A 25,282-nucleotide genomic window follows, 5' to 3' on the forward strand; every position below is an offset into this window, starting at 1 on the left:
CCCTGCACGCCCGGCTTCGGTGCGACCCGGCGACGCGCCCGCCGGGGCTCGGGCCGTCAGGCCGGGGCCGTCAGACGCTCGTGCCGGCGCGACGGGTTGCGCATCGTCACCAGCTCTTCGGCGGCAGTGGGATGGACGGCGATGGTCGCGTCGAACTGCGCCTTGGTCGCGCCCATGCCGATCGGGATCGCCGCCAGCTGGATCATCTCGCCCGCCTCCGGGCCAAAGATGTGGCATCCCAGCACCTTGTCCGTCTCGGGATCGACCAGCAGCTTCATCATGACCTTGGCGTCGCTGCCCGCGAACATGGAGCGCATCGGCCGGAACACGGTCGAATAGACATCGACCGGGCCACGCGCCTTGGCCTCTTCCTCGGTCAGGCCCACCGTCGCCAGCTCGTGCGGGCGCAGATAGACGGCACTGGCCACGATCGAGTGATCGACCTTGCGCGCCCTGCCGCCAAAGACCGTGTCGACAAAGCTGTGCCCCTCGCGGATCGCCACAGGCGTCAGGTTCACCCGGTCGGTCACGTCCCCCACGGCAAAGATCGACGGCACGCTGGTCTGCGACCAGTCATCCACATCGATCGCGCCGTTGGGCTTCAGCCGGACCTCGGTGTTCTCCAGCCCCAGGCCGCGGGTATAGGGGTCGCGGCCGGTCGCGAACAGCACCGCGTCAAAGCGGTCGCTGCTGCCGTCGTCAAAGCTGACCTCGACCGCCTCGCCCTGCCGCTCCAGCCGCGTAGGCGTCAGGCCAAGGCGCAGGTCCACGCCCACCTGGCTCAGCTGCAGGGTGGCCAGGTCGCGCGCCTCGCGGTCAAAGCCGCGCAGCACCGCATCCCCGCGATAGGCCTGGACCGTGTCCACGCCCATGCCCGCCAAGATCGTGGCGAATTCGCAGGCAATGAAGCCGCCGCCGACCAGCAGCGCGCGACGCGGCAGCTTGTCCATCAGGAACAGGTCGTCCGACACCATCGCCAGCTCCTCGCCGGGGATGCCGATCCGCGCGGGACGGCCGCCGGTGGCGATCAGGATATGACGGGCAGTCTTGCGGGTGCCGTCGGCCATTTCAACCGTGTGGTGGTCGGCCAGGATGGCGCGCTGGTCGTGCATCTCGACGCCCGCGCGCTGCAGGCCGGCGCGATAGATCAGCTCCAGCCGCGTCAGCTCGGCATCCAGCTTTTCGCGGAACACCTCCCAGTCAAAGGCGCCGGCCTGGGCGTCGCTCCAGCCATAGCCGCGCATCTCCTCGGCCATCAGGCCGGCCTGCGAGGCAAAGATCATCAGCTTCTTGGGCACGCAGCCGCGGATGACGCAGGTGCCGCCCATGCGGCTTTCCTCGGCCAGTCCCACCTTCGCGCCATATTCGCCGGCCGCGATCCGGGCAGCCCGGACGCCGCCGGACCCGCCGCCGATCACGAAGAGATCATAGTCAAAGCTCACCGGTTCATTCTCCTTCATGGGCCAGCATGTCGGCATCGATATCGGCATCGCGGGCCAGTTCGACCACCGTCCCGTCCTCTCGGCCGATGATGGCAAGGTCGCACATCCCCAGGAACAGGCCGTGCTCGACCACACCGGGGATCGCCGACAGCGCGCGGGCCAGCGCGACGGGATCGGGGATCTGCATCAGGTGCAGGTCCAGGATGAAATTGCCCTCGTCCGTGATCACCGGGTCGCTGCCCTTCAGGCGCTGCAGCACGTCGCGCCCTCCCAGCTCCAGCGCCTCCAGCGCACGGCGGATCAGCTTGCGCGTCGTCTCGAAGCCGAAGGCCAGGACCTCGACCGGCAGCGGGAAGGCCCCCAGGGTCTCGACCACCTTGCCGGGATCGGCGATCACCACCATCCGGTCGCTTGCGGCGGCGACGATCTTTTCGCGCAGATGCGCGGCCCCGCCCCCCTTGATCAGGTGCAGCTGCGGGTCGACCTCGTCGGCGCCGTCGATGGTCAGGTCCAGCCAGCCGATCTCGTCCAGCGTCTCGATCCGCAGCCCCAGGCTTTCGGCCAGTTCGGCAGTGGCGCGGGAGGTCGCGGCGCAACGCAGGTTCAGCCCCTCGGCCTGCGCCCGCGCGGCCAGCTCGCGCACCATGATGCTGGCGGTCGACCCCGTGCCCAGGCCCAGCTTCATCCCGTCCTCGACCAATGCGATGGCGGCCCTTGCGGCGGCCAGCTTGGCCGGATCGACCTGCGACGATTGCGACATGCCCCTATCCCTTCCTGACGACATGGCGCGCTTATAGGCCATGGCTCCGCCAAGGGCGAGAGGGCTGCGACACTGCAGCCCCGGCACGGTCTCAGCCCCGCGACAGGCGTTCCGGCAGGATGACGGTGAAACGGCTGCCCTCGCCCATCCGGCTCTCGATCCGCAGGCGCCCGCGGTGCCGGCTGACGATGTGCTTGACGATGGCCAGCCCCAGCCCGGTCCCGCCCTGCGCCCGCGACCGGTGCGTGTCCACCCGATAGAAGCGTTCGGTCAGCCGCGGCAGGTGCTGTTCCTCGATCCCCTCGCCCCGATCCTCGACGGTGACGGCCCAGGCCGGGCCCCGCAGCATCGGCTCATGCGCCAGACGCGCCATCGATACGCGCAGCATCCCGCCCGATCCGCCGTATTTCAGCGCGTTCTCGATCAGGTTCTGGAACACCTGGGTCAGCTGGTCGGCATCCCCCGGCAGGCGCAGGGGCTGGTCCAGCCCGCTGGTCTCGATCACGACCCCGGCGCTCTGGGCGCGCGGCGCAAGGATCGCCAGCACGCCCTGCAGCAGGCCCGGCAGGTCCACGTCGCCCGACGGGCGCCGCCGTTCTTCGGCCTGCACGCGGCTCAGCGACAGCAGCTCGCTGATCAGCCGGTTCATCCGCGCGGCCTCGCGCTCCATGATGTCCAGAAAGCGGTCGCGCGCGCGGGCGTCGTCGCGGGCGGGGCCGCGCAGCGTCTCGATGAAACCGATCATGGCGGTCAGGGGGGTCTTCAACTCATGGCTGACATTGGCGACGAAATCGCGGCGCATCTGTTCGGCCTCCTCGGCGACCGAGCGGTCCAGCAGCGCGATCGTGGCACCCGGCCCGAAGGGCGAGGGCAAGGGCGCCACCGTCACCTCGGCCAGCACATCGCGCCCGTCGGCGGCGAACTGCGCCCGCAGCGTCACCACCCCGTTTGGCGGGGTTGGCAGCGCGGGATCGGGGACGGGCGCGGGTCCCGCCTCGGGGTCCAGCATCCGGTCCACCGCCTCTACGATGGCCGGGTGGCGCAGCACCGTGACGAAGGGCCGGTCCAGCAGGTCGGAACCCAGCAGGGCACCCGCCAGGCCGTTGGCGGCAATCACCCGGGCCTCGCGGTCCACGGCCAGCATGGGCACCGGCACCCCGTCCAGCAGTCCAGTCAGCCGCCGCCCCGCGCCCAGCACGCGATCAGTCCGCCGCCGCCAGGCCGGCGCGGAACCGTGCCGCATTGGCCCGATATCGCGCAGCCGAGGCGCGCAGCTCCTGTTGGGCGGCCTGATCCAGCATGCGGATCACCTTGCCGGGCGCGCCCATCACCAGCGCACCGGGCGGGATCTCCTTGCCCTCGGCGATCAGGGCGCCGGCCCCGATCAGCGCCCCCGCCCCGATGACGGCGCCGTTCAGGATCGTCGCGCCCATGCCCACCAGCGCCCCGTCGCCGATCCGGCAGCCGTGCAGGATCGCGCGGTGGCCGATGGTGCAATCGGCGCCGATCTCCAGCGGATAGCCCATGTCCGTGTGCAGGCAGCACAGGTCCTGGACATTGCTGCCGCGCCCCACACGGATCATTTCGTTGTCGCCGCGCAGCACCGCGCCGAACCAGACCGAGGCCCCCTCCTCCAGCCGGACGCGGCCCATCAGCTGCGCATCGGGGGCGGCCCAGGCATCCTGCGCCAGGTCCGGGGCGATGCCGTCCAGCGACCAGATCATCGCACTTCCTCTTCGGCCATCAGCTGCTTGACGAAGGCGCCCAATCCCGCCTGCCGGTCCCGGCGCAGGCGTTCGGCGGTCAGGATGGCCCGCAGGCGCGCCTCGGTCTCGTCCAGATCGTCATTGACCAGGACATAGTCATATTCTGCCCAATGGCTGATCTCGGACCGGCTCTTCAGCATGCGGCCGGCGATGACCACGTCGCTGTCCTGGCCCCGCCCCCGCAGCCGCCGCTCCAGTTCGGGCAGCGAGGGGGGCAGCACGAAGATCGAGACGACATGACCGCCAAGGGCCGAGGCGCGGATCTGCTGCCCGCCCTGCCAATCGACGTCGAACAGCGTGTCGCGCCCGTCCCGCATCGCGGTTTCAACCGGCGCACGCGGGCTGCCATAGAAATTGCCGAAAACCTCCGCATGTTCCAGCATCTGGTCCTCGGCCACCATGCGGCGAAATTCGTCCGCCGAGGTGAAATAGTAATCGACCCCGTCGACCTCGCCCGGCCGGGGCGCGCGGGTTGTGGCCGAGACCGAAAAGCGCAGGCTGGGGTCCCATTGCATCAGGCGCCGGGCCAGCGTCGATTTTCCGGCACCCGACGGCGACGACAGGATGACCATCAAGCCGGTGCGGTTCATCATCTTCTACCCCTTGCCCGTCCAGATCCTGCGTCGGGATGCCCCGGCAGGCCGTGACGGTCAAGCCCTGCGACTGCTTCACATCTTAACCATTCATTCAGGAAATGACTCGGCGCGCCCCGAGCTTTGCCGTTAAGATATGATAAAGGACGTGGTCGAAGAGGGCCCGTCGGGTTTGACGTAAAGGGTTCGGCATGTCGGATCGTGAAGACGACGTGGGACAAGGTATGTTGCGCGACATGGGCCGCATCGTGCGCCTGCAGGATTACGAGCCCTGCAGGCCCGACCGCGTCCTGCGCGAACTGCGCGAATACTGGGACGGCATCCGCAACGGCCGCGCGGTCCCGGCGCGCACGGATGTGGACCCGCGCGGGATCGCGCGGGCGCTGGACTATGCCTTCATCCTGGAACGCATCGCGCCGGGTGCGGGGCGTCTGCGACTGGCGGGTCGGCACCTGATCGACCTGATGGGGATGGAGGTGCGTGGCATGCCCGTCTGCGCCTTTCTGAACACCAGTTCCCGGGGGCGGTTCTCGGATGTGCTGGAAAGCGTCTTCAAGGCGCCCCAGATCGCGCGGCTGACCCTGGCCGCCAAGGCGCAGTACGCCCGCCCCGACCTGACGGGCCAGATGCTGCTGCTGCCGCTGCGGTCGGACCTGGGAGACGTGACCCGCGCGCTCGGCTGCCTGGTGGCGGAAGGCGATCCGGGCGTGGCCCCGCGCCGCTTCGACCTGGTGTCGGACGAGGTCATGCCGATCATCGAAGGGGGCACGACGCTGGCGCCATCCCCCTCGACCATCGGGTTTGCCGAAGGCCAGGCGGGCTTTGCCCCGCGCAGCCGCCCTGCCCCCGCACCCGCCGATCCGGCCCGGGGTTTTCCGCAGGGCGACACGCCGCAGGAGCGCCGGGCGCTGTTCCGGGTGATCCAGCCAACGCCGCCCGACGGTTCGACCCGCGACTAGGCCCGCAGCGCCGGTCGCCAGCGATAGAGCGCCGCGTCGCCGGGACCCCGACGGCCCACAGCCTGAAGGACAAGATCCTCGGCCCGCTGAAAGCCCAGGTTCTTCAGGATGTTGCGCGCGGGGATATTGTCCAGGAACACCTCTGACACGACCTCCTCCGGGGCAAGCCGTGCAACCAGTTCGGCGAAGGCGGCAGCAACCATCTCCTGCCCAAGACCCCGGCGCGCATGGGCGGGATCGATGACGAAACTCAGGCGCGCGGGCAGATCCGCGCTGAACCCGATCGCGCCGATGACCACCCCGTCGCGACGGGCTGCCAGGCGCAAGGGCGGCAAAAGCGCACCTTCGACCAGGTCTGGCTCATCCAGGCCAAAGCCGGCACTGGGCATCATGCGCGCCACATCGGGCAGCGCCAGGACGCGATCCAGCGCCGGCCGATCTGCCGCCAGAACTCGGTCGATCCGCAGGCGCGGCGTCTGCAGGCAGATCCCGTGACGGGCCTCGAAACCCGCGCGGCTCAGCGACAGGGACATGGTCCGGACATCACGCTGCAGCGCGCGGGACCAGAGCCGCACCTCGCCCAAGGGGCGAAAACCCAGCCATGATAACAGGCGGGCGCTGCGGTCGTTGCCGATCAGGTGGTGCGAGGAAATGTCACCGCCGTCCGTCAGGAAGCGGCGCGACAGCGCCAGAACCGCCGCGCGGCGACCAAGGCCCCTGCCCTGCAGGTCCTTGGCGATCCACAGACCGAAACTGGCCCCGGCGCGCACCATGCCCACCAGCCTGCCCTCCAGCCGGACCGCATGTTCGTCCGCCCCCGCAAGCTGCACGAATTCGCTGGCCGCGGCCGCGTCATAGGGCCAGGGAACGGCCGTCAGCCAGCGCACCGTCTCCCAATCCGCCAGCGCAGCCGCGATGGTTTCTGCATCTTCGGGCCAGGCTCTGCTCAGGCTTGGACCGGGCTGCATGGCCTAGCGCGCCGGAACGACCCTGACCGCCCCGCCCTGGGCCGAAAGGGCGATTTCCCCGGCGGCAAGGCGAAGCGCATCATCACCAAAGACCTCGGCACGCCACCCCTGCAGGGCGGGAAGATTGCGGTCTCCGGTCGCGATGGCATCCAGTTCCGAGGATGAGGCGATCAGCTTGGGCGCCACGCCCGCCGCATCGGCCTTGGCTTTCAACAGCACGCGCAGCAGGTCCGACAGGGCCGCATTGCCGGGCTTGCCCGGCTCTTCGCCCTTGGGCTGCGGCAGGTCCTTGGCCTCGAGGCCCGCCTTGACAGCCGCCATGATGCCAGCCGCAATCTCACCCTTGCGGGCCTCGCGCAGCAGCAGCCGCGACCGTGCCAGGTCGGCTTCGGTCAGCGGCTTGGTCGAGGCCAGCTCGATCATCGCGTCATCCTTGAAGACGCGGCTGCGGGGGATGTCGCGTTCCTGCGCATAGGCCTCGCGGAACCGCGCCAGTTCGCGCAGGATCGCCAGGAAGCGGGGCGAATTGGTGCGTGTGCGCACCTTCAGCCAGGCCTCGTCGGGGCGGGTGATATAGGTTTCGGGGTCCTCCAGGACCGCGACCTCCTCGGCCAGCCAGGCCTCGCGCCCGGTCTTGACCAACTCGGCCGACAAGAATTCATAGATCACCCGCAGATGGGTCACGTCAGCCAGGGCATAGGCCTTTTGCGCATCAGACAGCGGCCGGCGCGACCAGTCGGTGAAGCGCGAGGACTTGTCCAGGTTGGCGCGGGCGATCTTGCGCACCAGCGTCTCGTAGCCGACCTGTTCGCCAAATCCGCAGACCATCGCCGCGACCTGGGTGTCGAACAGCGGCTCGGGGAACAGCTGCGCGTCGTGGAAGAAGATCTCCAGATCCTGGCGCGCCGCGTGAAAGACCTTAACCGTCCCCTTGTGACGGAAGAGGTCGTAGAGCGGCTCCAGCGACAGGCCCTCGGCCAGCGGATCGACCAGGACGGCTTCGCCGCCGTCGGTCTTGGCGGTGGAGGCGGGGGGGACAGCCAGCTGGATCAGGCACAGCTTGGACCAATAGGTCCGCTCGCGCAGAAACTCGGTGTCGACGGTGACGTATGGGGCGTTCTTGGCGGCTTCGCAAAAGCGGGCAAGATCTTCGGTGCGGGTAATCGCAGGGATGTCGTGGCTCATTCAGCTCTTTCAGATCGGGCGGTTCGTCCGCCAACCGGAATGATCTACGCGGATGTTGATGCTTTGGAAAGACCCGTTCGCACCTTGCCCTGCAGCGCCCTTGCGTCCCTTGCCCTATTCTGGCGCCTTTTCCGGTCCGCGGGCGCGCAGGGCCTCGGCCACGCCCGGTTCGCAGCGCGTGCGGTCGACCATCGGCACGCCGGTCCGAAAGGCCGCACGGCCGATCAGATGGGCCGCCACCGGCGCGGTCAGCAGCAGGAACAGGATGGCCGCGACGGCACGGGCGATGACCGTGCTTTCGGCGAAAGCCACGGCGACGGCCACCAGGATCAGGCCCGACCCCAGTGTGCCCGCCTTGGTCGAGGCATGCATGCGGATCAGAAGATCGGGCAGGCGCAGCACGCCAAGGCCGGCGGCAAAGCAGAAGACCCCGCCCATCACGACCAGAATGGCAACAACCACTTCAGTGATCATGTCAGCTCCTCCGCCTTCAGCAGGATGCGCCGTTCGAGGTAGCGGGCCAGGCATACGGTAGCCAGAAAGCCGACCAGCGCCAGAACGACCGCAACGTCCAGGAACGCCGCGCTGCCGGCCTGCAGGGCGGCCAGACCGCCAAAGGCCACCAGTTGCACCGTCATCATGTCCAATGCCACGATACGGTCGGCCAAGGTAGGCCCCTTGACCAGGCGGATGGCGGCCAGCGCCACGCCCAAAATGACCAGCGCCAGGGCGAAAAGAACTGCGTTTTCCAGAAGGTTCATGACTCTACTCCGTCGCCTCGCGCACCCAGACCTCGAACCGGTCGCGGATCTGCGCCCGGTTCGCATCGGGATCGTCCCCGAACATGGCGTGAATATACAGCGTCTTGCGGTCGTCCGACACATCCAGGCTGAGCGTGCCCGGCGTCAGCGAGATGAAATTGGCCAGCAGGGTGATCTGCAGGTCGGTCGTCACGTTCAGCGGCACCGCGATCAGTGCCGGCTTTGAGTTCTGTCCCGGCGTCAGCACATCCCGCAGCACCGAAAACGAGCTGACGATCAGCTCATAGACGAACATCACGACCAGCCGCAGCCAGTAATAGAGGCGCATGAAATAGCTGCCGGTGTCGGGAAACAGCGGCCGGACCAGCCACAGCGCCGCAAGGCCGATGAAAAAGCCGGTGATCAGCCCGCCCAGGGTCAGCCCGCCCGTCAGGGCCACCCAGGCCAGGGCCAGCAGCATGTTGATGGCGACGAGGTTCATGGCCGCACCCCCAGGACGGTCGTGACGTAATCGGTCGGGTCCAGCAGCTGCTGGGCCGCGCGCTCGGCGAATTGCACGAAGGGCTCGGGGAAGAGGCCGATGATGCAGGTCAACGCCGCCAGCGCCACGATCGGCAGCATCAGCGCCACCCGGTCGCCGATGGGCAGGCTGGACAGCCGCGGCTTGATCCCGTCGGGATGGTCGGGCCAGAAGGCCGCGCCCCAGATCTTGGTCATCGAGAAGATCGTCAGCAGGCCCACCGCCAGCGCAAGACCGGCCACGACCCACATCTCGAGGTCCAGAGCCGCCTTGACCACGACGTATTTCGCCCAGAAGCCCGACAGCGGCGGGAAGCCCGCCAGCGAGAATGCCGGGATCAGGAACAGGAAGGCCAGCAGCGGTGCATGGGCGTAAAGCCCGCCGATCCGCGACAGGTCCGTCGATCCGGCGATGCGCTTGGCCACGCCCGCCACGAAGAACAGGTTGGCCTTCACGATGATGTGGTGCACCAGGTAGAAGACCGCGCCCATGAGGCCAAGCGGCGTGTAAAGCGCCAGTCCCAGCACCATGTAGCCGATCTGGCTGATGATGTGGAAGGACAGGATCCGGCGGAAGTCGTTCATCGCGGCCGCGCCCAGAACGCCCGTGACCATGGTGATGACCGCCATCCACAGCATGATCGTGTGGGTATATCCGACGTCCTGGTCGAAGATCAGCGTAAAGGTGCGGATCAGCGCATAGACCCCGACCTTGGTCAGCAGGCCGGCAAAGATCGCCGAGACCGCCACCGGCGGCGTGTGATACGAGGCCGGCAGCCAGAAGAACAGCGGGAACAGCGCCGCCTTTACCCCGAAGGCCACCAGGAACATGATCGCGATGGTGGTCAGCAGGCCGGTATTCTCGACCTCGCGCACGGCCAGGTGCAGGTCGGCCATGTTCAGCGTCCCGGTCACGCCGTAAAGCAGCGCGATCCCGGACAGGAACATGATGGTCGAGACCAGGTTCAGCGTGACATACTTGATGCCGCCGTCCAGCTGCTCGCGCGAGCCGCCCAGCACCAGAAGGCCGAAGCTGGAGATCAGCATGACCTCGAACCAGACATAGAGGTTGAAGAGGTCGCCCGTCAGGAAGGCGCCGCAGACGCCGAACAGCAGCGTCTGCAGCAGCGCGTGAAACCCCAGCCGCTCCAGCCGCGAGGGGATTTCGGACAGGGAGTAGATCACGGTGGCAAGGCCGGTGATGGCGGTGATGACCACCATCACCCCGCCCAGAAGATCGGCCGCCAGCGTGATGCCGAAGGGCGCGGCCCAGTTCGACATCTGGGCGACCACGACGCCCTCCTCCAGCACCTCGGACATGAGCATGCTGCTGGCCAGCAGCAGCGCCACGGTGCCCACGACCGAAATCCAGCGTCCGGCGGGGGTGTTGCGGAACAGGTAGGACAGGACCGCCGTCATCAGCGGAATGATGAGCGGATAGACGGGAAGCCAGCTCATCGGCCGGTCTCCTTCGCATCCGCGGCCGGTTCGGCCACCCGCATCTCGTCGCTGTTGACGGTGCCGAGCGTCATGTAGGTGCGGTAGACCAGCGCCAGCGCAAAGGCCAGCAGCCCGAAGCCGATCACGATGGCGGTCAGCACCAGCGCCTGCGGCAGCGCATTGGCCACCAGCCCGGTCGGGGCATAGGCCCCATCGTCGATCAGCGGCGGCGCCCCCGCCGTCAACCGGCCAGAGCCGAAGATCAGCAGGTTCACCGCGTTCGACAGCAGCACCAGGCCAAAGACGAAACGCAGCACGTTGCGGTCCAGCATCAGATAGACCGAGGTGGCAACCAGCACACCGATGGTGATGGCAAGCAGCAGCTCCATCCTCAGATCTCCTGTTCCAGCGCGAAGACGAGGGTCAGGATTCCGCCGAAGACAGCCATGTAAACTCCGATGTCGAATATCAGCACCGTGGACAGCGGCAGGCCCTTGCCGCCATCCTCGGCAAACAGGAACAGCCACTGGCCGGTCAGGAAGGGCTCGTTGACGAAGCCCGAGGCGAGGCCAGCAAGGCCCGCCACCCCGACGCCCAGCATGGCCACATTGGCCGGATCGACGCGGAGGGCCGCCTGCGCCTCACGCACCGAGGTGGCGATGGTATAGAGGATGAAGGCGGTGGCCCCGATCAGCCCGCCGATGAAGCCGCCGCCCGGCAGGTTGTGCCCGCGCAGCAGCGCATAGACCGAGAAGACCAGCAGCAGCGCCACCAGCAGGCGCGTGGCGGTGGTCAGGATCAGCGACTGCATCTTACATCTCCTCCTTGTCGCGCCGGGCGGGACCTGCCCCGCGCAGCAGCGCAAAGGCGGCGATGGCGGCCATGACCACCACGGTGATCTCTCCGAAGGTGTCCAGGGCGCGGAAGTCGACCAGGATGACGTTCACGATGTTGCGCCCATGCGCCTCGGGATAGGAGACCGTCTCGAAATAGGTCGTCAGGCGGCGGTCCAGGTCGCCCGCCATGATCGAGACCGCCAGAAAGCTCATGACGATGCCGCTGCCCGCGGCGATCAGCGCATGGCCCGGGCGGAACGAGGCCCGCGAGCGGCGCGGCAGATAGGGCAGCCGCAGCATCACGACGCTGACCAGGACGACGACCAGAACCTCGACCAGCAGCTGCGTGATGGCTACGTCCGGCGCGCTGAACATGATGAAGATCAGCGCCACGCCGATGCCGACCACGCCCATGGCGGCCACGGCCGTCATGCGGCTGTGGGTCCAGACCACCAGCATGGAGCCCGCGCAGATCAGCGCCAGCACCGTCCACTGGATCGGGTGGATGCTGTCGGTCGAAAAGGCGATCCCGGTCACGAAGGCGCCCTGCAGCACATATGTGAGACCGACCAGCACGACGAAGGTCAGGAAGGTCACCGACATGTAGCGCTGCAGGCTGCCGTTCTGGATCAGCGCGGCCTGCCAGGCGGCAAAGCCCTTGAAGCCGTCCAGAAGCCGGTCCCAGCCCGCGTCGAAGTCGATGGGGCTGCGCGCCTCGAAGGCGGTCAGGCGGGCGCGGATCGCCTCGTGCTTGCGATACATCAGCCAGCCGGCCAGAAAGGTCAGCAGCGACAGGATCAGCGCCATGTTCACGCCGCCCCAGAGATACAGATGCACCTCGTGGTCTTCGCCCGACACGGCGCGGGTGGCCGGGCCGACGATGTAATGCTCCAGGATGCCCGGCAGCAGGCCGAAGATCAGCGACAGCGCGCCCAGGACCAGCGGCCCGGCCAACATCGGCCAGGGCCCCTCATGCGCCTGATGCAGGTCGGGCGCCAGCTCTCCGCGGAACGGCTTCAGCGCGACGATGCCGCCCACGACGAACATCATGACCGAAGCGGCAAAGATCATCCCCGTGACCCAGATCGCGGCAAAGCCTTCCAGGCCCAAGCCGGCCTTGTACATGAATTCCTTGCCGATGAAGCCCACCATGGGCGGGATGCCCGCCATGCTGATCGCGGCCAGCGCCGCCGCCAGGCCGGTCAGCGGCATCACCTTCCACAGGCCCCGCAGCACGGTGGCATCGCGGGTGCCGGTCGCGTGGTCCACGATGCCGATCATCAGGAACAGCGCCGCCTTGTAGAGCGAATGCACGACCAGGAACGTCATCGCGGCGACGATCGCGTAATGCGTGCCCGCGCCGATGAACATGGTCAGCGTGCCAAGCGCCATCAGCGTCGTATAGGCCAGCACCTGCTTGATGTCCGTCTGGCGCAGCGCCATGACCGAGGCAAAGACCGCCGTCACGCCGCCGAACAGGGTCAGGATCCAGAACCAGGCGCTGGTCTCTCCCAGGGCCGGGTTCATCCGCGCCATCAGGAAGACGCCCGCCTTCACCATCGTGGCGCTGTGCAGATAGGCCGAGACCGGCGTCGGCGCGGCCATGGCATTGGGCAGCCAGAAATGGAACGGCACCTGCGCCGACTTGGTGAAGGCGCCCGCCAGGAACAGCAGCATGATGCCCATGTACCAGGGATGGGCCCGGATCAGGTCGCCCATGGTCAGGATCTCCGACAGCTCGAACGTGCCGGTGACCGTGCCCAGGATGATCATGCCGCCCAGCATCGCCAGGCCGCCCGTTCCGGTGACCAGCAGCGCCTGCAGCGCCGAGCGGCGGGACTTGGCGCTGTTGGCGTGAAAGCCGATCAGCAGGTAGGACGAGATCGTGGTGATCTCCCAGAAGACGAACAGCGCGATCAGGTTGTCGGCCAGGACCAGGCCCAGCATCCCCACCATGAACATCAGCAGGTAACAGACGAAGCGCGGATAATCCGGGTGCTGGCCCAGATAGCGGGCCGAGTAGAGCGTGACGGCCGTCCCGATGCCGGTGATCAGCAGGGCGAAGGTCATGCTGAGCCCGTCCAGCAGCACGGACAGCCGGATGTCCAGCGACGGAACCCAGTCGATGCCGCGCACCTGGGGCGCCTCGGCGATCTGCGGCAGAAGGCCCAGGAAGTACAAGAACAACACCGCCGGGACCGCGATCGAGATCCAGCCTGCCGGCCCTCCCATCACGCGATCCACCTTGGGATAGTCGTCAGCCATGTCTCGAACCCCCCATCGCGGCATGCAGTCGGCGCACGCTCTAGCACCCTTTACAGGGGGAAAACAGACGGACTGCGGAGGGAATCGCATAGGGCGGACGGAAAAAAGGCCGCCTTTCCCCCGATTTGAGTGTTCCTGCGGCGGCTGGAGGCATGCCGCCGCCGGATGCCTTATAAAGAAGTCGGGGCTTGGGGTCCTGGCTTGGATCACGCCGCACTGTCCTGGACTCTGCCGCTTCGCTTGCGACCCTTGGTCGCAGCCTGCGCAAGGCGCACGGCCGATGCTCATCCGTCCGGCCGCAGGCCGCTCGGCTGCGCGGGACTTGTGCTGCCGGCGCGCTCCGGGACAGTGTGGCCCCCCGTCACAGCGGTCACACTGCCCGCGATTCGCCCAAGGATACGAAAGGACATTTCATGTTGCTTGCCTCGGACCCGGCTGCCCGCCACAGCCTTGCCTTCCGGACCGGCCTGACGCTGGCCGCCGCCGCGCTGATCGCGCTTGGCGCCAAGGTGCAGGTGCCGTTCTGGCCGGTGCCCATGACGCTGCAGACGCTGGCCGTACTGGTCATCGCGGCCGGCCTGGGGCCGCGCCTTGGCCTTGCGGCGATGGGCGCCTATCTTGCGGCCGGACTGGCCGGACTGCCGGTCTTTGCAGGCTCGCCAGAGCGCGGCATCGGCCTGGTCTACCTGGCGGGTCCGACCACGGGCTTCCTGATCGGCATGGCGCTGGCGATGCTGGTGACGGGACGCCTGGCGCAGCACGGCGGGTTCGGGATGCGCGTGCTGGCCATGCTGGCCGGGACCGTCGCGATCTATGTGCCGGGCCTGATCTGGCTGTCGGGCTTCGTGCCCTCGGACCGCCTGCTGGCGGCCGGCGTCGCGCCCTTCCTGCTGGGTGACATCGTCAAGATCGCCCTGGGCAGCCTTCTGCTGGAGGCCGGTGCCCGCCTGCGCCGCTGAGCACCATCACTGCCTCGAACCCGACGGGGCCCCATGCGGGCCCCGTTTTCCACCCTGCGTCCCTCAGCTGTGCCCACGCCCGATATCCCCCAGCGTCAGGACCGGCGAGGCGTCGATGCCCTGCGCGTTAAGCATCGCGGCCACCCGCTCCAGCGAGGCCACCAGCATCGCCTGTTCCCAATCGTGAAGCGCCCGAAAGCCGGTGACGAACTGCTGCTGCAGCGCATCCGGGGCGCTGCGCAGCGCCTCGGCCCCGGCATCGGTCAGGATCACGTGCAGCTGCCGGCGGTCGGTGACCGACCGCTGTCGCAGCGTCATGCCCAGCTTGTCCAGCTGGTCCACCAGGGCCGTGACGGTGGCCTGGCTGACGCCCATCTGGCTGGCCAGTTGCGTGGGCGTCGCGTGATGACCCTCACGCCCCGACAGGATCTGCAGCACGCGCAGCTTGGAGGGGGTCAGGCGGACAGCCTGTGCCAGGTCGCGCTCGTAATGCTCGGTGGCGCGCAGGATGCGGCGCAGGGCGATCAGGGCGGCGTCGGTCCGGGGGTCGGGGGTTTCCTGTGTCATGGCCCCATCATGCCACCAACGGGGACGCGCGGGCAATGGCAGGGCCTTAGTCCACCAAAAAATCCGCATGGCGAAAGGCCGGCCCATCGCCGGCAGATTTCGCCCCTGAACCTGTTCGGAGCGCCTTTTCTGCCCAGGCGGGTTGATCCTCGGGTGCCGATGGTATACTTAGGCAGACGAAGCAACTGAGGATCAGGAGCCCATGCCAGACAAATTGCAGCACACCGACCGTCTTCGCCAGCCCACCATGCGCCGGCCCCGGCCCACCGATGGCGCCGCCATCTGGAAGCTGGTGCGCAACTGCAGGCCGCTGGACGAGAATTCGATGTACTGCAACCTGGTGCAGGCCGACCATTTCCGCGACACCTGCGTGGTCGCCGAAATGAACGGCGATGTCGTCGGATGGATTTCCGGCCACCTAATCCCGAACCAGGATGCGCTGTTCATCTGGCAGGTGGCCGTCAGCCCGCAGGCGCGCGGCCTGGGACTGGGGCGCAAAATGCTGATGAACCTGCTGGACCGGGACATCTGCGACGATGTCACCCGCCTCAACACCACCATCACCCGTGACAACGACGCATCCTGGGCGCTGTTCCGCAGCCTGGCCCGGAACCTGGGCGGCGATCTCGGGGACGACCCGCATTACACGCGGGACCGCCATTTCGACGGGCAGCACGCGACCGAACATATGGTCACCATCACCCTGCCCCGGCAGCAGGATCACGCGCAGGCCGCCTGATCCTTCGCCAGACAAAATAATTCTTTGAACGCACGACGTGCGAAAGGACTTCTCATGCCCAAGGACGTGAACACGCCCTCATCCGCCACGGAAACCACCAACCCGACCGACATCGGCATCTTCCAGCGTCGCGAAAGCGAAGCGCGGTCCTATTGCCGCGGGATCCCGGACCTCTTCACCTCGGCCAGCGGTTCGATCATGCGGGCCGCCGATGGTCGGGAATACATCGATTTCCTGGCCGGCTGTTCCTCGCTGAACTACGGCCACAACGATCCCGACATGAAGGCCGCGCTGATCGACCATATCGCGGGCGACGGCATCGCCCATGGGCTGGATCTGCACACCACAACCAAGGCCGATTTCCTGGAGGCCTTCGAGCGCCACATCCTGGCGCCGCGCGGCATGGACCACCGCGTCATGTTCACCGGCCCGACGGGCGCCAATGCCGTCGAGGCGGCGATGAAGATCGCCCGCAAATCCACGGGGCGCACCAATGTCGTGGCCTTCACCAACGGGTTTCACGGCGTGACCATGGGTGCGCTGGCGGCGACCGGCAACGGCTATCACCGCGGCGGCGCCGGGATGGAGATGCAGGGCGTGACCCGCGTGCCCTTCGACGGCTATGCCCAGGGTCTGGACAGCGCCGCGCTGCTGGACCAGATGCTGTCGGACAATTCGGGCGGCATCGACGCGCCGGCGGCGATCATGCTGGAAACGGTGCAGGGTGAAGGCGGGCTGAACGCAGCCTCGACCGAATTCGTGCGCGCCATCGCCGACATCGCCAAGCGGCACGGCGCGCTGCTGATCCTGGACGACATCCAGGCCGGCTGCGGACGGACCGGGCGGTTCTTTTCCTTCGAGGACATGGGCGTGATGCCGGACCTGGTCCCGATGGCCAAGTCGGTGTCTGGCTTTGGCCTGCCGCTGGCCATGGTCCTGGTCCGGCCCCAGCACGACGTCTTCGGCCCGGCCGAGCATAACGGCACCTTCCGTGGCAACACCCATGCCTTTGTCACGGCCCGCGTCGCGATCGAGAAATTCTGGTCCGGCAAGGGCTTCGAGGTCGAGCTTTCGGACAAGGCCTCGCTGATCGAGGCCCGCCTGAAGGATCTGGCGGCCCTGGTGCCGGGAGCCCAGCTGAAGGGCCGCGGCCTGATGCGCGGCGTGGATGTCGGTTCGGGCGAACTGGCCGGCGCCATCTGCAAGCGCGCCTTCCAGAACGGGCTGATCATCGAGACCTCGGGCAACGAGGATCAGGTCGTCAAGGTTCTGGCGCCGCTGACCACGCCCAAGGACGTGCTGGGCCGTGGCTTTGGCATCCTGCTGGATGCAGCCCGCGATGTCCTTGCCACCAACCAGATCGCTGCGGAGTAACAATCATGATCGTGCGCAACTTTTACGACCTCAAGAACACCGACCGCTCGGTGTCGGACCAGCACTGGAATTCGGTGCGGATGCTGCTGGCCGATGACGGGATGGGATTTTCCTTTCACATCACTACGCTAGCGGCGAATTCGGAACACACGTTCCACTACAAGCACCATTTCGAAAGCGTCTACTGCATTTCGGGCAAGGGTTCGATCACCGACCTGGAAAGCGGCGAGACGCACCAGATCACCCCGGGCGTGATGTACGCGTTGGACCAGCATGACCGCCACACCCTGCGCGCGGATGAGACGCTGGTCATGGCCTGCTGCTTCAACCCGCCGGTCACCGGGACCGAGGTGCATCGCGAAGACGGCAGCTATGCCCCTGCCACCGAGACGGCCTAAGCCATGACCCACGCGACCCATACCGTCGAAAAGATCGGCGGCACCTCGATGTCGCGGGTTCATGAGCTGCGCGACACGCTTCTGGTGTCCGACCCCGCACGCCCCTATGGCCGGATCTTCGTCGTTTCGGCCTTTGGCGGCATCACCAACCTGCTGCTGGAGCACAAGAAATCCGGCGAACCGGGCGTCTACGCGGCCTTTGCCAGTCGGGAAGAAGATCACGGCTGGCTGGCCGCCCTGGACCGCGCCAGCGACGCCATGATCGCGGCGCACCGCGTCGTGCTGGACCATCCGGGCGACGTGGAACAGGCCGACGGCTTTGTTCGCGACCGCCTGGCCGGCGCGCGGAACTGCCTCATCGACCTGCAGCGGCTGTGTTCGCACGGACATTTCCGCCTGTCCGAGCACATGCTGCAGACGCGAGAGCTGCTGTCGGGCCTGGGCGAGGCGCATTCCGCCTTTGTCACGGCGCTGATGCTGCAGCGGGCCGGGATTTCGGCGCGCTTCGTCGACCTGTCGGGCTGGCGCGACGATGGCGAGGTCTCGCTGGACCAGCGCATTCAGCGCGCCATGCAGGACATCGATCCGCAGACCGAGATGCCCATCGTCACCGGCTATGCCCAGTGCCGCGAGGGCCTGATGCGCGAGTTCGACCGGGGCTATTCCGAGGTGACCTTTTCGCGCCTGGCGGCCCTGACCGGCGCGCGCGAGGCGATCATCCACAAGGAATTCCACCTGTCATCGGCCGATCCGAACCTGGTCGGGGCGGATGCGGTCCGCAAGCTGGGGCGCACGAATTTCGACGTGGCGGATCAGCTGTCGAACCTGGGCATGGAAGCGATCCACCCCAAAGCCGCCAAGACGCTGCGCCAGTCCGGGGTGCCCCTGCGCGTGACCAACGCCTTTGAGCCGCATGACCCCGGCACGCTGATCGACGATCAGCGCGCCACACGTCCGGCAGTCGAGATCGTCACCGGCCTCGACCTCTTTGCGCTGGAACTGTTCGAACAGGACATGGTGGGCGCCAAGGGCTATGACGCCTTCATCCTGGAGGTGCTGACGCGGCACCAGGTGCGGATCGTCAGCAAGGTCTCGAACGCGAACACGATCACGCATTACGTGGACAGCAGCCTCAAGGTGCTGCGGCGCGTGGAAAAGGACCTGACCGAGCGTTATCCTTCGGCTCAGGTCTCCTCGCGGGCGGTGGCAATGGCGGCAGCCGTCGGGCGCGATCTGTCCGGCCTTTCGGTCCTGTCACGCGGCCTGATGGCCCTGGCCGAGGCGGGGCTGGAGGCGATCGGCGCCGCTCAGGGGCCGCGACCGGTGGAGGTCCAGTTCATCGTCGAGCGCGAGGCGCTCCCCGCCTCCATCAAGGCCCTGCACGGTGCCTTGGTCGAGGGCCAGGCCGAGGCGCTTCCCAAGGCGGCCTGAAGGCCGGCGCTTCACGAAAAAGGGGCGGCCCGTCCGGGCCGCCCCTTTTTGCATTACTCCATCGCCTCGCCGGTCATGGGATCCAGGCGCAGGGAAACCTCGCGGTTTTCGGCCTTGTGGTACTCGACGTCGTAATAGCCGTCGTCGTCCCATTCGATTTCCGAAAAATGGCCCAGATCGCCGCCCAGGTCGGCCTCGGCCTTGGCCAGGATCTCGGACAGCGGCATCGCGCCGGCCGGCGGCGCATCCTGGGCACTGGCGATCACGGGGGACAGGATCAGGCCCAGCGTGGCAAGGGAACGCAGCATCATGGAATTCTCCTTCTTGGCGTGGTGTCCCCCGCCCAACCCGTCGCCCCGCGGCAGGTTCCGTTCCCGCCGCATCTTGCAGGCGGGCGCGGGCTGTCCTATATCTGGGCTGTCCGGAGCAATCCGGACTATGGACATAAACGCGCTCGTAATAAGCGGATCGGACCCGGGGGCGGTACCCGGCGGCTCCACCAGATCACCCTCGTTGGGGGACAATGGGGCCGAAACAGGATCGACGAACGTCTAAAGGGGTTATGCTTTGTCTCGGTGAGCTACCACCGATATCGGTGCAAATTGTACAGTTGCCAACGACAACCGTGCTCCGGTCGCGCTGGCTGCGTAAGCAGTCCGCAAGATCGAAACCTAAGCCCTTGCGCCTAGCAGCGTAAGGCGGGGCCCGCAGGAGCCTGGCAACAGAATCCTGCACCTTCCCCCTCCCATTTCCTCTGCGCTGCCCCCTTTCCTTCGTCGGTCATATGCCTATGCTTGGCGCAAGTCAGGAAAAGGTGACGGCATGGCGCGGTCTGGGTTTGATTACGGCGGAATGATGCATCGCGCGATGCAGGGCTTGATCGCAGAGGTTCTGCGCAAGGTCGCACGGGAGGGGCTGCCGGGCGAACACCACTTCTTCATCACCTTCGACACGCGCGACGACGGGGTCGAGATGGCCGACTGGCTGCGCGAACGTTATCCCGAAGAGATGACCATCGTCATCCAGCACTGGTTCGACAACCTGGTGATCGAGGACGACCATTTCACCATCACGCTGAACTTCGGCAATTCGCCCGAGCCGCTGAAGATCCCCTTCGACGCGCTGCGCACCTTCGTCGATCCTTCGGTCGAGTTCGGCCTGCGCTTCGAGACGCAGGACGGCGATGACGAGGATGAGGACGAGGACGCCGAGTTCGAACTGGACGCCCGCGACGATGACGACGACACGCCCCCTTCGGGCGGTGGCGAGGTCGTGCGCCTGGACCGCTGGCGGAAGTAATGTCCGTCCTGCGGGGCCTGTCCGCCTTTCCGATCACGCCGACGGATGACGCGGGCCAGCCCTTGGCGGCCGACATGCGCCGGCTGGTGCTGCGACTGGTGCGCGCGGGTGTGGACAGCATCGGCGTGCTGGGATCGACCGGGGGATATGCCTACCTGACGCCCGATGGGCGCCGCGCTGTTCTTGAAACCGCCTTGGACGCGGCCGGGGGCAAGGTTCCGGTCATCGCCGGCGTGGGCGCCCTGCGCAGCGATGTCTCGGCGGCCCTGGCGCGACATGCCGCCGATGCGGGCGCGGCAGGGCTGCTGCTGGCGCCCATGTCCTACACGCCGCTGACGGATGACGAGGTCTTCCAGCATTTCCGGATGGTGGCGGATGCGTCCGACCTGCCGATCTGCATCTACAACAACCCTTCGACCACGCACTTCCGGTTCGGGCCTGAACTGCTGGCGCGTCTGGGCCAGCTGCCCACGGTCACCGCGGTCAAGATGCCCCTGCCCCCGGATGGCGATTTCGCGACCGAGATCGCGCGGCTGCGCGACCTGCTGCCCCCGGATTTCGTTATCGGCTACAGCGGTGACTGGGACTGCCCTGCCGCCCTGCTGCAAGGGGCGGACAGCTGGTTCAGCGTGGCGGCGGGGCTGTGGCCCGACCAGTCGCTGGCGCTGGCCTGTGCCGCGCGTGCCGGTGACCGGGCCGGCACCGCGCGCTGGCAAGCCCGGTTCCAGCCCCTGTGGCAGCTGTTCCAGGCCCATGGCAGCCTGCGGGTCGTGCATGCGGCCGCCCGCCTGATGGACCTGACCGAGGCGCTGCCGCCGCGCCCGATCCTGCCGCTGGCGCAGGATCTGACCCCGCAGCTGCAGGCGGCGATCCGGGCGCTGGAAGCCTGAAACCGCCATGTTGGCGTTAGCATACCGTTGCATACGAATTGCGCCCGGCCACGCCTGCCGCTAAACCCTCCACGAAACCGTGAGGGAGCGACCCGATGACCAAGACCCGCACCGAAACCGACAGCTTTGGCCCGCTGGAAGTTGACGCCAGCAAATACTGGGGCGCGCAGACGCAGCGTTCGATCATGAACTTTCCGATCGGGTGGGAGCGCCAGCCGGTCCCGATCATCCGGGCCCTTGGTGCGATCAAGCTGGCCGCCGCGCGCGTGAACCGCGCCTCGGGCGACCTGCCCGGCGATCTGGCCGATGCGATGGAGCAGGCCGCGACCGAGGTGTTCGAAGGGCGCTTTGACGACAACTTTCCGCTGGTGGTCTGGCAGACCGGGTCGGGCACGCAGTCGAACATGAACGCCAACGAGGTGATCTCGAACCGCGCGATCGAGATCATGGGCGGAGAGATGGGGTCCAAGAAGCCCGTCCACCCCAACGACCACTGCAACATGGGCCAGTCCTCGAACGACACCTTCCCGACTGCGATGCACGTGGCCATCGCCATGCAGGCGCGCGACGTGCTGCTGCCGGGCCTGGACAAGCTGGCCGCCGCGCTGGAGGCCAAGTCCGACGAGTTCAAGGACATCATCAAGATCGGCCGCACCCATACCCAGGACGCGACGCCGCTGACCCTGGGCCAAGAGTTCGGCGGCTATGCCCACCAAGTCCGCAAGGGGATCGAACGCGTCAAGGCCTGCCTGCCCGACATTTATGAACTGGCGCAGGGCGGCACCGCCGTTGGCACCGGCCTGAACACCAAGAAAGGCTGGGACACCGCCATCGCGGCCGAGATCGCCAGGATCACCGACCTGCCCTTTGTCACCGCGCCGAACAAGTTCGAGGCTCTGGCCGCCCATGACGCGATGGTCATGTTCTCGGGCGCGCTGAAGACGGTGGCCGGATCGCTGTTCAAGATCGCCAACGACATGCGCCTTCTGGGCTCCGGCCCCCGGTCCGGCCTGGGCGAACTGATCCTGCCGGAAAACGAGCCGGGCAGCTCGATCATGCCCGGCAAGGTGAACCCGACCCAGGCCGAGGCCCTGACCATGGTCTGCGCCCATGTCATGGGCAATGACGCAGCCGTGGGCTTTGCCGGATCGCAGGGCCATTTCGAGCTGAACGTCTACAACCCGATGATGTCCTACAACGTGCTGCAGTCGATGCAGCTCCTGGGTGACGCAGCCTCCAGCTTCACCGACAACATGGTGGTCGGCACGCAGGCCAACACCGCACGGATCGAGAAGCTGATGAAGGAATCGCTGATGCTGGTCACGGCACTGGCGCCCACCATCGGCTATGACAACGCCACCAAGGTCGCCAAGACCGCCCACAAGAACGGCACCACGCTGCGCGAGGAGGCCATCGCCCTGGGCTTTGTCGATGGCGAGACCTTTGACCGGGTCGTCCGCCCCGAGGACATGATCAGCCCCAAGGGCTGACGCATCCTCATCCGGGCTTGACCGGACCGGGCCGGGGCGCGTTAGATTGCGCCCCGGCCCTTTTCACGCCAGGCAGAGGCATGCCATGACCACGATCGTCAATCTGCGCCAGGCCCGAAAGCAGCGCGACCGCGACGCCCGGCGGGCCACGGCCGATGCGAATGCCGCAAGGCACGGAGAGACCAAGGCCCTGCGACAGCTGCGCGAGGCCGAGGCTGACCTTGCAAACCGCAAGCTGGACGGACACCGGGCCGCGCCGGACGGATCTGATGATTGAGCTGCCGCCGATGACCGCGCCGATCAAGCGGTCGGTCACCATCGACGGGCACCGCACCTCCGTCTCGCTGGAAGATCCGTTCTGGAAGGCGCTGGCCTCCGAGGCGGCGGCGCGGGGCATGACCCGCGCCAGCCTGATCGGCCAGATCGACCACGCCCGCCCGCCCGAGGTGGGGCTGGCCACCGCCCTGCGGCTGTTCGTGATGGACGCGCTGCAGAACCCGAAGGGTTGAGGCCCCGTCCCGTCAGGCGTCGCGCAGATCCGGCAGGACGTGATCGGCAAAGCGCTGGCGCAGGGTCAGCTTGCTGATCTTGCCGGTGGCTGTCAGGGGCATCTCGTCGACGAAGACCAGGTCGTCGGGCAGCTGCCAACCGGCCAGGTGCGGGCGCAGCAACTCGTGGATCTCGTCCAGGGTCGGCGCCTCGTCGGCCGCCGGCTTGACCACCAGCAGCGGACGTTCGTCCCACTTGGGATGGGGCAGCGCGATGACCGCGCATTGGGCCACCTTCGGATGGGCCACGGCCAGGTTCTCGACATCGATCGAGCTGATCCACTCGCCCCCGGACTTGATCAGGTCCTTTGACCGGTCGCGCAGCGTCAGCATCCCCTCGGGGCTGATCGAGGCGATGTCGCCGGTTCCGAACCATCCTTCGGCGTCCAGCGCCCTGGCGCTTGCCTCGGGGTTCTCGAAATAGCCCGCCGTGACCGTGTTGCCGCGCACGAACAGCTCGCCCATCGCGCGCCCGTCATGCGGCTGGCGGAGGCCGGCATCGTCGACGATCTTCATTTCCACCCCGAAGACACGCCGCCCCTGCCCCTGCTTCAGCGCCATGCGCTGATCAAAGGGCAGCGCCCGCTGTTCCGGAGTCAGCGACCCTTGGCTGCCCAGGGGGGATGTCTCGGTCATGCCCCAGGCGTGGTTCACGTCGATTCCCAGCTTTTCGAACCCCTCGATCAGGCTGCGGGGCATGGCGCTGCCGCCGACGACGATGTGGCGCAGGGCGCCGGGCTTGGCGCCGCGCGTCCTGATCTCGGCCAGAAGGCCCTGCCAGATCGTGGGAACGCCCCAGGCGCTCTCGACGCGCTCGGCCTCGCACAGGTCCCACAGGCTGGCGCCGTCCAGATGCGGCCCCGGCATCACCAGGCTGGCCCCGATCAGCGGCGCGGTGAAGGGCAGACCCCAGGCATTGACGTGAAACAGCGGCACCACCGGCAGGATGCGCGGCTGCGGACCCAGGTCCGGCCCCAGAACCGCCGCCGTCGCCAGCGCGTGCAGCATGTTCGAGCGGTGGGAATAGAGCGTGCCCTTGGGGTCGCCCGTGGTTCCGGATGTATAGCACAGCCCCGAGGCGGTCGTTTCCGGAAAATCCGGCCAGGCCCGGTCGGTTGGGTGGCCCTGCAGCATCTCCTCGTAGCAGAGCGCATCCAGCGCGGTGTCGGGCATATGCGCGCGGTCGGTCATCACCACATAGCGCATCGGTGGCAGCTGGTCCTGCAACCGCTCCAGCAGCGGCACGAAGGTCAGGTCGGTGAAGATCAGCCGGTCGCCGGCATGGTGCGCGATGAAGCACATCTGTTCGGCCGACAGGCGCGGGTTGATCGTGTGGCAGATCGCACCGATGGCGGGGACCGCGTGATAGACCTCCAGGTGGCGGTGCCCGTTCCAGGCCAGGGTCGCGACCCGGTCGCCGGGCTGCACGCCCAGCGCCTCGAGCGCATGGGACAGCTGCACGGCGCGCGCGCGCGTCGCGGCCCAACCCTGCCGATGAAGATCGCCCTCGACGCGGCGCGAGACGATCTCGGCGGCCGGAAAGCTCTCTGCGGCGTAATCCAGAAGCCCGCTTTGCAGCAGCGGTCGGTGCATCATCAGGCCGTCCATCCGGTCCTCCCTGTTCCGACCCGCATGATGGCCGGATCAGCGCATGGATCAAGCGCGATCGCCACCATGTGCCGCAAGGTCGGACCGGATCAGCGGGCGTTGATATGGGTCGAGGTCAGGTCCAGAAGCACCCGCCCCTCGGTGTCCCGCACCTCGGTCCGCACGGTCGAGACGCGCCGCCCGCGCTTTACCCAGCGGGCCCGCGCGAACAGCTGGCCGTCGCTGCGGTTGCCCAGCAGCTGCGCGTTCAGCGTCATGGCCACCGGAAAGCTGTCCATGCCCTCCTCGACCTGCTCTCCACCCAGAACCAGGTTCGTCGCGATCACGTCGGCGAACCAGACCAGCGCGCCGGCATGGATGGTGCCGAAAGGGTTCAGGATGCCCGCCGTCACGGTCATCTCGCCCTGGGCCTCCTGATCGCTGACGCCCGTGATGTCCATTTCGATCTGCCCGTGCAGGGTATGCTCGGCCATGCCGCGCCCTCC

29 protein-coding genes and 1 other RNA gene are annotated in these 25,282 nt (G+C 67.4%); 12 read left to right on the forward strand and 18 right to left on the reverse strand.

The features are described from left to right. Positions 1 to 56: 56 nt before the first annotated feature. From gorA to gmk, 5 genes are all read right to left on the reverse strand, one after another. Positions 57 to 1,442 carry a glutathione-disulfide reductase gene (gorA, locus tag ACZ2G3_RS10045; RefSeq protein ID WP_470399107.1) on the reverse strand — a complete coding sequence of 462 codons (1,386 nt, stop codon included), beginning with the start codon at positions 1,440 to 1,442 and terminating at the stop codon, positions 57 to 59. A 4-nt stretch (positions 1,443 to 1,446) separates the two neighbouring features. Further along, positions 1,447 to 2,202 carry a ribose-5-phosphate isomerase RpiA gene (gene rpiA / locus ACZ2G3_RS10050; protein ID WP_470395726.1) on the reverse strand — a complete coding sequence of 252 codons (756 nt, stop codon included), beginning with the start codon at positions 2,200 to 2,202 and terminating at the stop codon, positions 1,447 to 1,449. 91 nt (positions 2,203 to 2,293) lie between these two features. Then, on the reverse strand, positions 2,294 to 3,346 hold the full coding sequence (locus tag ACZ2G3_RS10055; protein WP_470399109.1) for a sensor histidine kinase: 1,053 nt from the start codon (positions 3,344 to 3,346) through the stop codon (positions 2,294 to 2,296). Positions 3,347 to 3,404: 58 nt separating this feature from the next. Then, on the reverse strand, positions 3,405 to 3,926 hold the full coding sequence (locus tag ACZ2G3_RS10060) for a gamma carbonic anhydrase family protein (RefSeq protein ID WP_470395728.1): 522 nt from the start codon (positions 3,924 to 3,926) through the stop codon (positions 3,405 to 3,407). Then, the gene (gene gmk / locus ACZ2G3_RS10065) at positions 3,923 to 4,558 is read right to left on the reverse strand and encodes a guanylate kinase (protein WP_419268348.1); all 636 of its coding nucleotides are present in this window, start codon (positions 4,556 to 4,558) and stop codon (positions 3,923 to 3,925) included. Before gmk ends, ACZ2G3_RS10060 begins: the two co-directional genes overlap by 4 nt. A 194-nt stretch (positions 4,559 to 4,752) precedes the next feature. On the opposite strand from gmk, the gene ACZ2G3_RS10070 reads away from it, so the two are divergent. Beyond that, positions 4,753 to 5,520, forward strand: a complete 768-nt coding sequence (locus tag ACZ2G3_RS10070; protein ID WP_470395730.1) for a PAS domain-containing protein — start codon at positions 4,753 to 4,755, stop codon at positions 5,518 to 5,520. Here the strand turns inward: ACZ2G3_RS10070 and ACZ2G3_RS10075 are convergent. The 9 genes from ACZ2G3_RS10075 to ACZ2G3_RS10115 all read right to left on the reverse strand — a co-directional run bounded on the left by ACZ2G3_RS10075 (position 5,517) and on the right by ACZ2G3_RS10115 (position 13,494). Next, positions 5,517 to 6,488 carry a GNAT family N-acetyltransferase gene (locus ACZ2G3_RS10075; RefSeq protein WP_470395732.1) on the reverse strand — a complete coding sequence of 324 codons (972 nt, stop codon included), beginning with the start codon at positions 6,486 to 6,488 and terminating at the stop codon, positions 5,517 to 5,519. The two genes, ACZ2G3_RS10070 and ACZ2G3_RS10075, sit on opposite strands and share 4 nt — an antisense overlap. Positions 6,489 to 6,491: 3 nt before the next feature. Beyond that, positions 6,492 to 7,661 carry a ribonuclease D gene (gene rnd, locus ACZ2G3_RS10080; protein WP_470399111.1) on the reverse strand — a complete coding sequence of 390 codons (1,170 nt, stop codon included), beginning with the start codon at positions 7,659 to 7,661 and terminating at the stop codon, positions 6,492 to 6,494. 126 nt (positions 7,662 to 7,787) lie between these two features. Beyond that, positions 7,788 to 8,147 carry a monovalent cation/H(+) antiporter subunit G gene (mnhG, locus tag ACZ2G3_RS10085; protein ID WP_470395734.1) on the reverse strand — a complete coding sequence of 120 codons (360 nt, stop codon included), beginning with the start codon at positions 8,145 to 8,147 and terminating at the stop codon, positions 7,788 to 7,790. Beyond that, positions 8,144 to 8,434 (reverse strand): monovalent cation/H+ antiporter complex subunit F, encoded by a 291-nt coding sequence (locus ACZ2G3_RS10090; protein WP_419268011.1) that lies wholly within the window; start codon positions 8,432 to 8,434, stop codon positions 8,144 to 8,146. The genes mnhG and ACZ2G3_RS10090 overlap by 4 nt, the downstream gene beginning before the upstream one ends. A 4-nt stretch (positions 8,435 to 8,438) precedes the next feature. Continuing rightward, the gene (locus tag ACZ2G3_RS10095; protein WP_470395736.1) at positions 8,439 to 8,915 is read right to left on the reverse strand and encodes a Na+/H+ antiporter subunit E; all 477 of its coding nucleotides are present in this window, start codon (positions 8,913 to 8,915) and stop codon (positions 8,439 to 8,441) included. After that, on the reverse strand, positions 8,912 to 10,411 hold the full coding sequence (locus ACZ2G3_RS10100) for a Na+/H+ antiporter subunit D (protein WP_419268009.1): 1,500 nt from the start codon (positions 10,409 to 10,411) through the stop codon (positions 8,912 to 8,914). Before ACZ2G3_RS10100 ends, ACZ2G3_RS10095 begins: the two co-directional genes overlap by 4 nt. Then, positions 10,408 to 10,782: a Na+/H+ antiporter subunit C gene (locus tag ACZ2G3_RS10105; protein ID WP_470395738.1), complete on the reverse strand. Its 375-nt coding sequence runs from the start codon at positions 10,780 to 10,782 to the stop codon at positions 10,408 to 10,410. The genes ACZ2G3_RS10100 and ACZ2G3_RS10105 overlap by 4 nt, the downstream gene beginning before the upstream one ends. A gap of 2 nt (positions 10,783 to 10,784) precedes the next feature. Then, positions 10,785 to 11,204 (reverse strand): MnhB domain-containing protein, encoded by a 420-nt coding sequence (locus ACZ2G3_RS10110; RefSeq protein WP_419268007.1) that lies wholly within the window; start codon positions 11,202 to 11,204, stop codon positions 10,785 to 10,787. Between the two features lies 1 nt (position 11,205). Further along, positions 11,206 to 13,494, reverse strand: a complete 2,289-nt coding sequence (locus tag ACZ2G3_RS10115; RefSeq protein ID WP_470395740.1) for a putative monovalent cation/H+ antiporter subunit A — start codon at positions 13,492 to 13,494, stop codon at positions 11,206 to 11,208. A gap of 413 nt (positions 13,495 to 13,907) precedes the next feature. Here ACZ2G3_RS10115 and ACZ2G3_RS10120 point away from each other — a divergent pair, with 413 nt between their 5' ends. Next, a complete protein-coding gene (locus ACZ2G3_RS10120) occupies positions 13,908 to 14,453 on the forward strand; it encodes a biotin transporter BioY (RefSeq protein ID WP_470395742.1) in 546 nt (181 codons plus the stop codon). A 63-nt stretch (positions 14,454 to 14,516) separates the two neighbouring features. Here the strand turns inward: ACZ2G3_RS10120 and ACZ2G3_RS10125 are convergent, their stop codons facing one another. Next, complete coding sequence (locus ACZ2G3_RS10125) at positions 14,517 to 15,020, reverse strand: MarR family winged helix-turn-helix transcriptional regulator (protein ID WP_470395744.1); 504 nt, start codon at positions 15,018 to 15,020, stop codon at positions 14,517 to 14,519. 202 nt (positions 15,021 to 15,222) lie between these two features. On the opposite strand from ACZ2G3_RS10125, the gene ectA reads away from it, so the two are divergent. The 4 genes from ectA to ACZ2G3_RS10145 are packed head-to-tail and all read left to right on the forward strand — an operon-like array spanning position 15,223 to position 18,962. After that, on the forward strand, positions 15,223 to 15,759 hold the full coding sequence (gene ectA / locus ACZ2G3_RS10130) for a diaminobutyrate acetyltransferase (RefSeq protein ID WP_470395746.1): 537 nt from the start codon (positions 15,223 to 15,225) through the stop codon (positions 15,757 to 15,759). A gap of 54 nt (positions 15,760 to 15,813) precedes the next feature. Beyond that, positions 15,814 to 17,133, forward strand: a complete 1,320-nt coding sequence (gene ectB / locus ACZ2G3_RS10135; RefSeq protein ID WP_470395748.1) for a diaminobutyrate--2-oxoglutarate transaminase — start codon at positions 15,814 to 15,816, stop codon at positions 17,131 to 17,133. Positions 17,134 to 17,138: 5 nt separating this feature from the next. Then, complete coding sequence (locus ACZ2G3_RS10140; protein ID WP_470395750.1) at positions 17,139 to 17,531, forward strand: ectoine synthase; 393 nt, start codon at positions 17,139 to 17,141, stop codon at positions 17,529 to 17,531. Positions 17,532 to 17,534: 3 nt separating this feature from the next. Further along, positions 17,535 to 18,962: an aspartate kinase gene (locus tag ACZ2G3_RS10145; RefSeq protein ID WP_470395751.1), complete on the forward strand. Its 1,428-nt coding sequence runs from the start codon at positions 17,535 to 17,537 to the stop codon at positions 18,960 to 18,962. A gap of 53 nt (positions 18,963 to 19,015) precedes the next feature. Here the strand turns inward: ACZ2G3_RS10145 and ACZ2G3_RS10150 are convergent, their stop codons facing one another. Continuing rightward, positions 19,016 to 19,273 (reverse strand): PepSY domain-containing protein, encoded by a 258-nt coding sequence (locus ACZ2G3_RS10150; RefSeq protein WP_470395753.1) that lies wholly within the window; start codon positions 19,271 to 19,273, stop codon positions 19,016 to 19,018. A gap of 69 nt (positions 19,274 to 19,342) precedes the next feature. Between ACZ2G3_RS10150 and ssrA the strand changes: the two genes are divergently transcribed. From ssrA to ACZ2G3_RS10180, 6 genes are all read left to right on the forward strand, one after another. Then, positions 19,343 to 19,698: a transfer-messenger RNA gene (ssrA, locus tag ACZ2G3_RS10155) on the forward strand. 86 nt (positions 19,699 to 19,784) lie between these two features. Then, positions 19,785 to 20,261, forward strand: coding sequence for an SspB family protein (locus ACZ2G3_RS10160; RefSeq protein WP_419267998.1), 477 nt, complete (start codon positions 19,785 to 19,787; stop codon positions 20,259 to 20,261). Then, entirely contained in the window at positions 20,261 to 21,151 is an 891-nt protein-coding gene (locus ACZ2G3_RS10165; protein WP_470395755.1) for a dihydrodipicolinate synthase family protein, read from the forward strand. The genes ACZ2G3_RS10160 and ACZ2G3_RS10165 overlap by 1 nt, the downstream gene beginning before the upstream one ends. 95 nt (positions 21,152 to 21,246) lie before the next feature. After that, the gene (gene fumC, locus ACZ2G3_RS10170) at positions 21,247 to 22,641 is read left to right on the forward strand and encodes a class II fumarate hydratase (protein WP_470395757.1); all 1,395 of its coding nucleotides are present in this window, start codon (positions 21,247 to 21,249) and stop codon (positions 22,639 to 22,641) included. A gap of 85 nt (positions 22,642 to 22,726) precedes the next feature. Beyond that, positions 22,727 to 22,918: a DUF4169 family protein gene (locus tag ACZ2G3_RS10175; protein WP_470395758.1), complete on the forward strand. Its 192-nt coding sequence runs from the start codon at positions 22,727 to 22,729 to the stop codon at positions 22,916 to 22,918. Continuing rightward, entirely contained in the window at positions 22,911 to 23,150 is a 240-nt protein-coding gene (locus ACZ2G3_RS10180; protein WP_419267994.1) for a ribbon-helix-helix domain-containing protein, read from the forward strand. The genes ACZ2G3_RS10175 and ACZ2G3_RS10180 overlap by 8 nt, the downstream gene beginning before the upstream one ends. A 12-nt stretch (positions 23,151 to 23,162) precedes the next feature. On the opposite strand, the gene ACZ2G3_RS10185 is transcribed toward ACZ2G3_RS10180, so the two are convergent. After that, entirely contained in the window at positions 23,163 to 24,797 is a 1,635-nt protein-coding gene (locus ACZ2G3_RS10185) for a long-chain fatty acid--CoA ligase (RefSeq protein ID WP_470395760.1), read from the reverse strand. An 89-nt stretch (positions 24,798 to 24,886) separates the two neighbouring features. After that, positions 24,887 to 25,270: a PaaI family thioesterase gene (locus tag ACZ2G3_RS10190; protein WP_419267992.1), complete on the reverse strand. Its 384-nt coding sequence runs from the start codon at positions 25,268 to 25,270 to the stop codon at positions 24,887 to 24,889. Positions 25,271 to 25,282 lie beyond the last annotated feature (12 nt).

The sequence above is a fragment of the Paracoccus sp. KKT209 genome, from assembly GCF_055635455.1.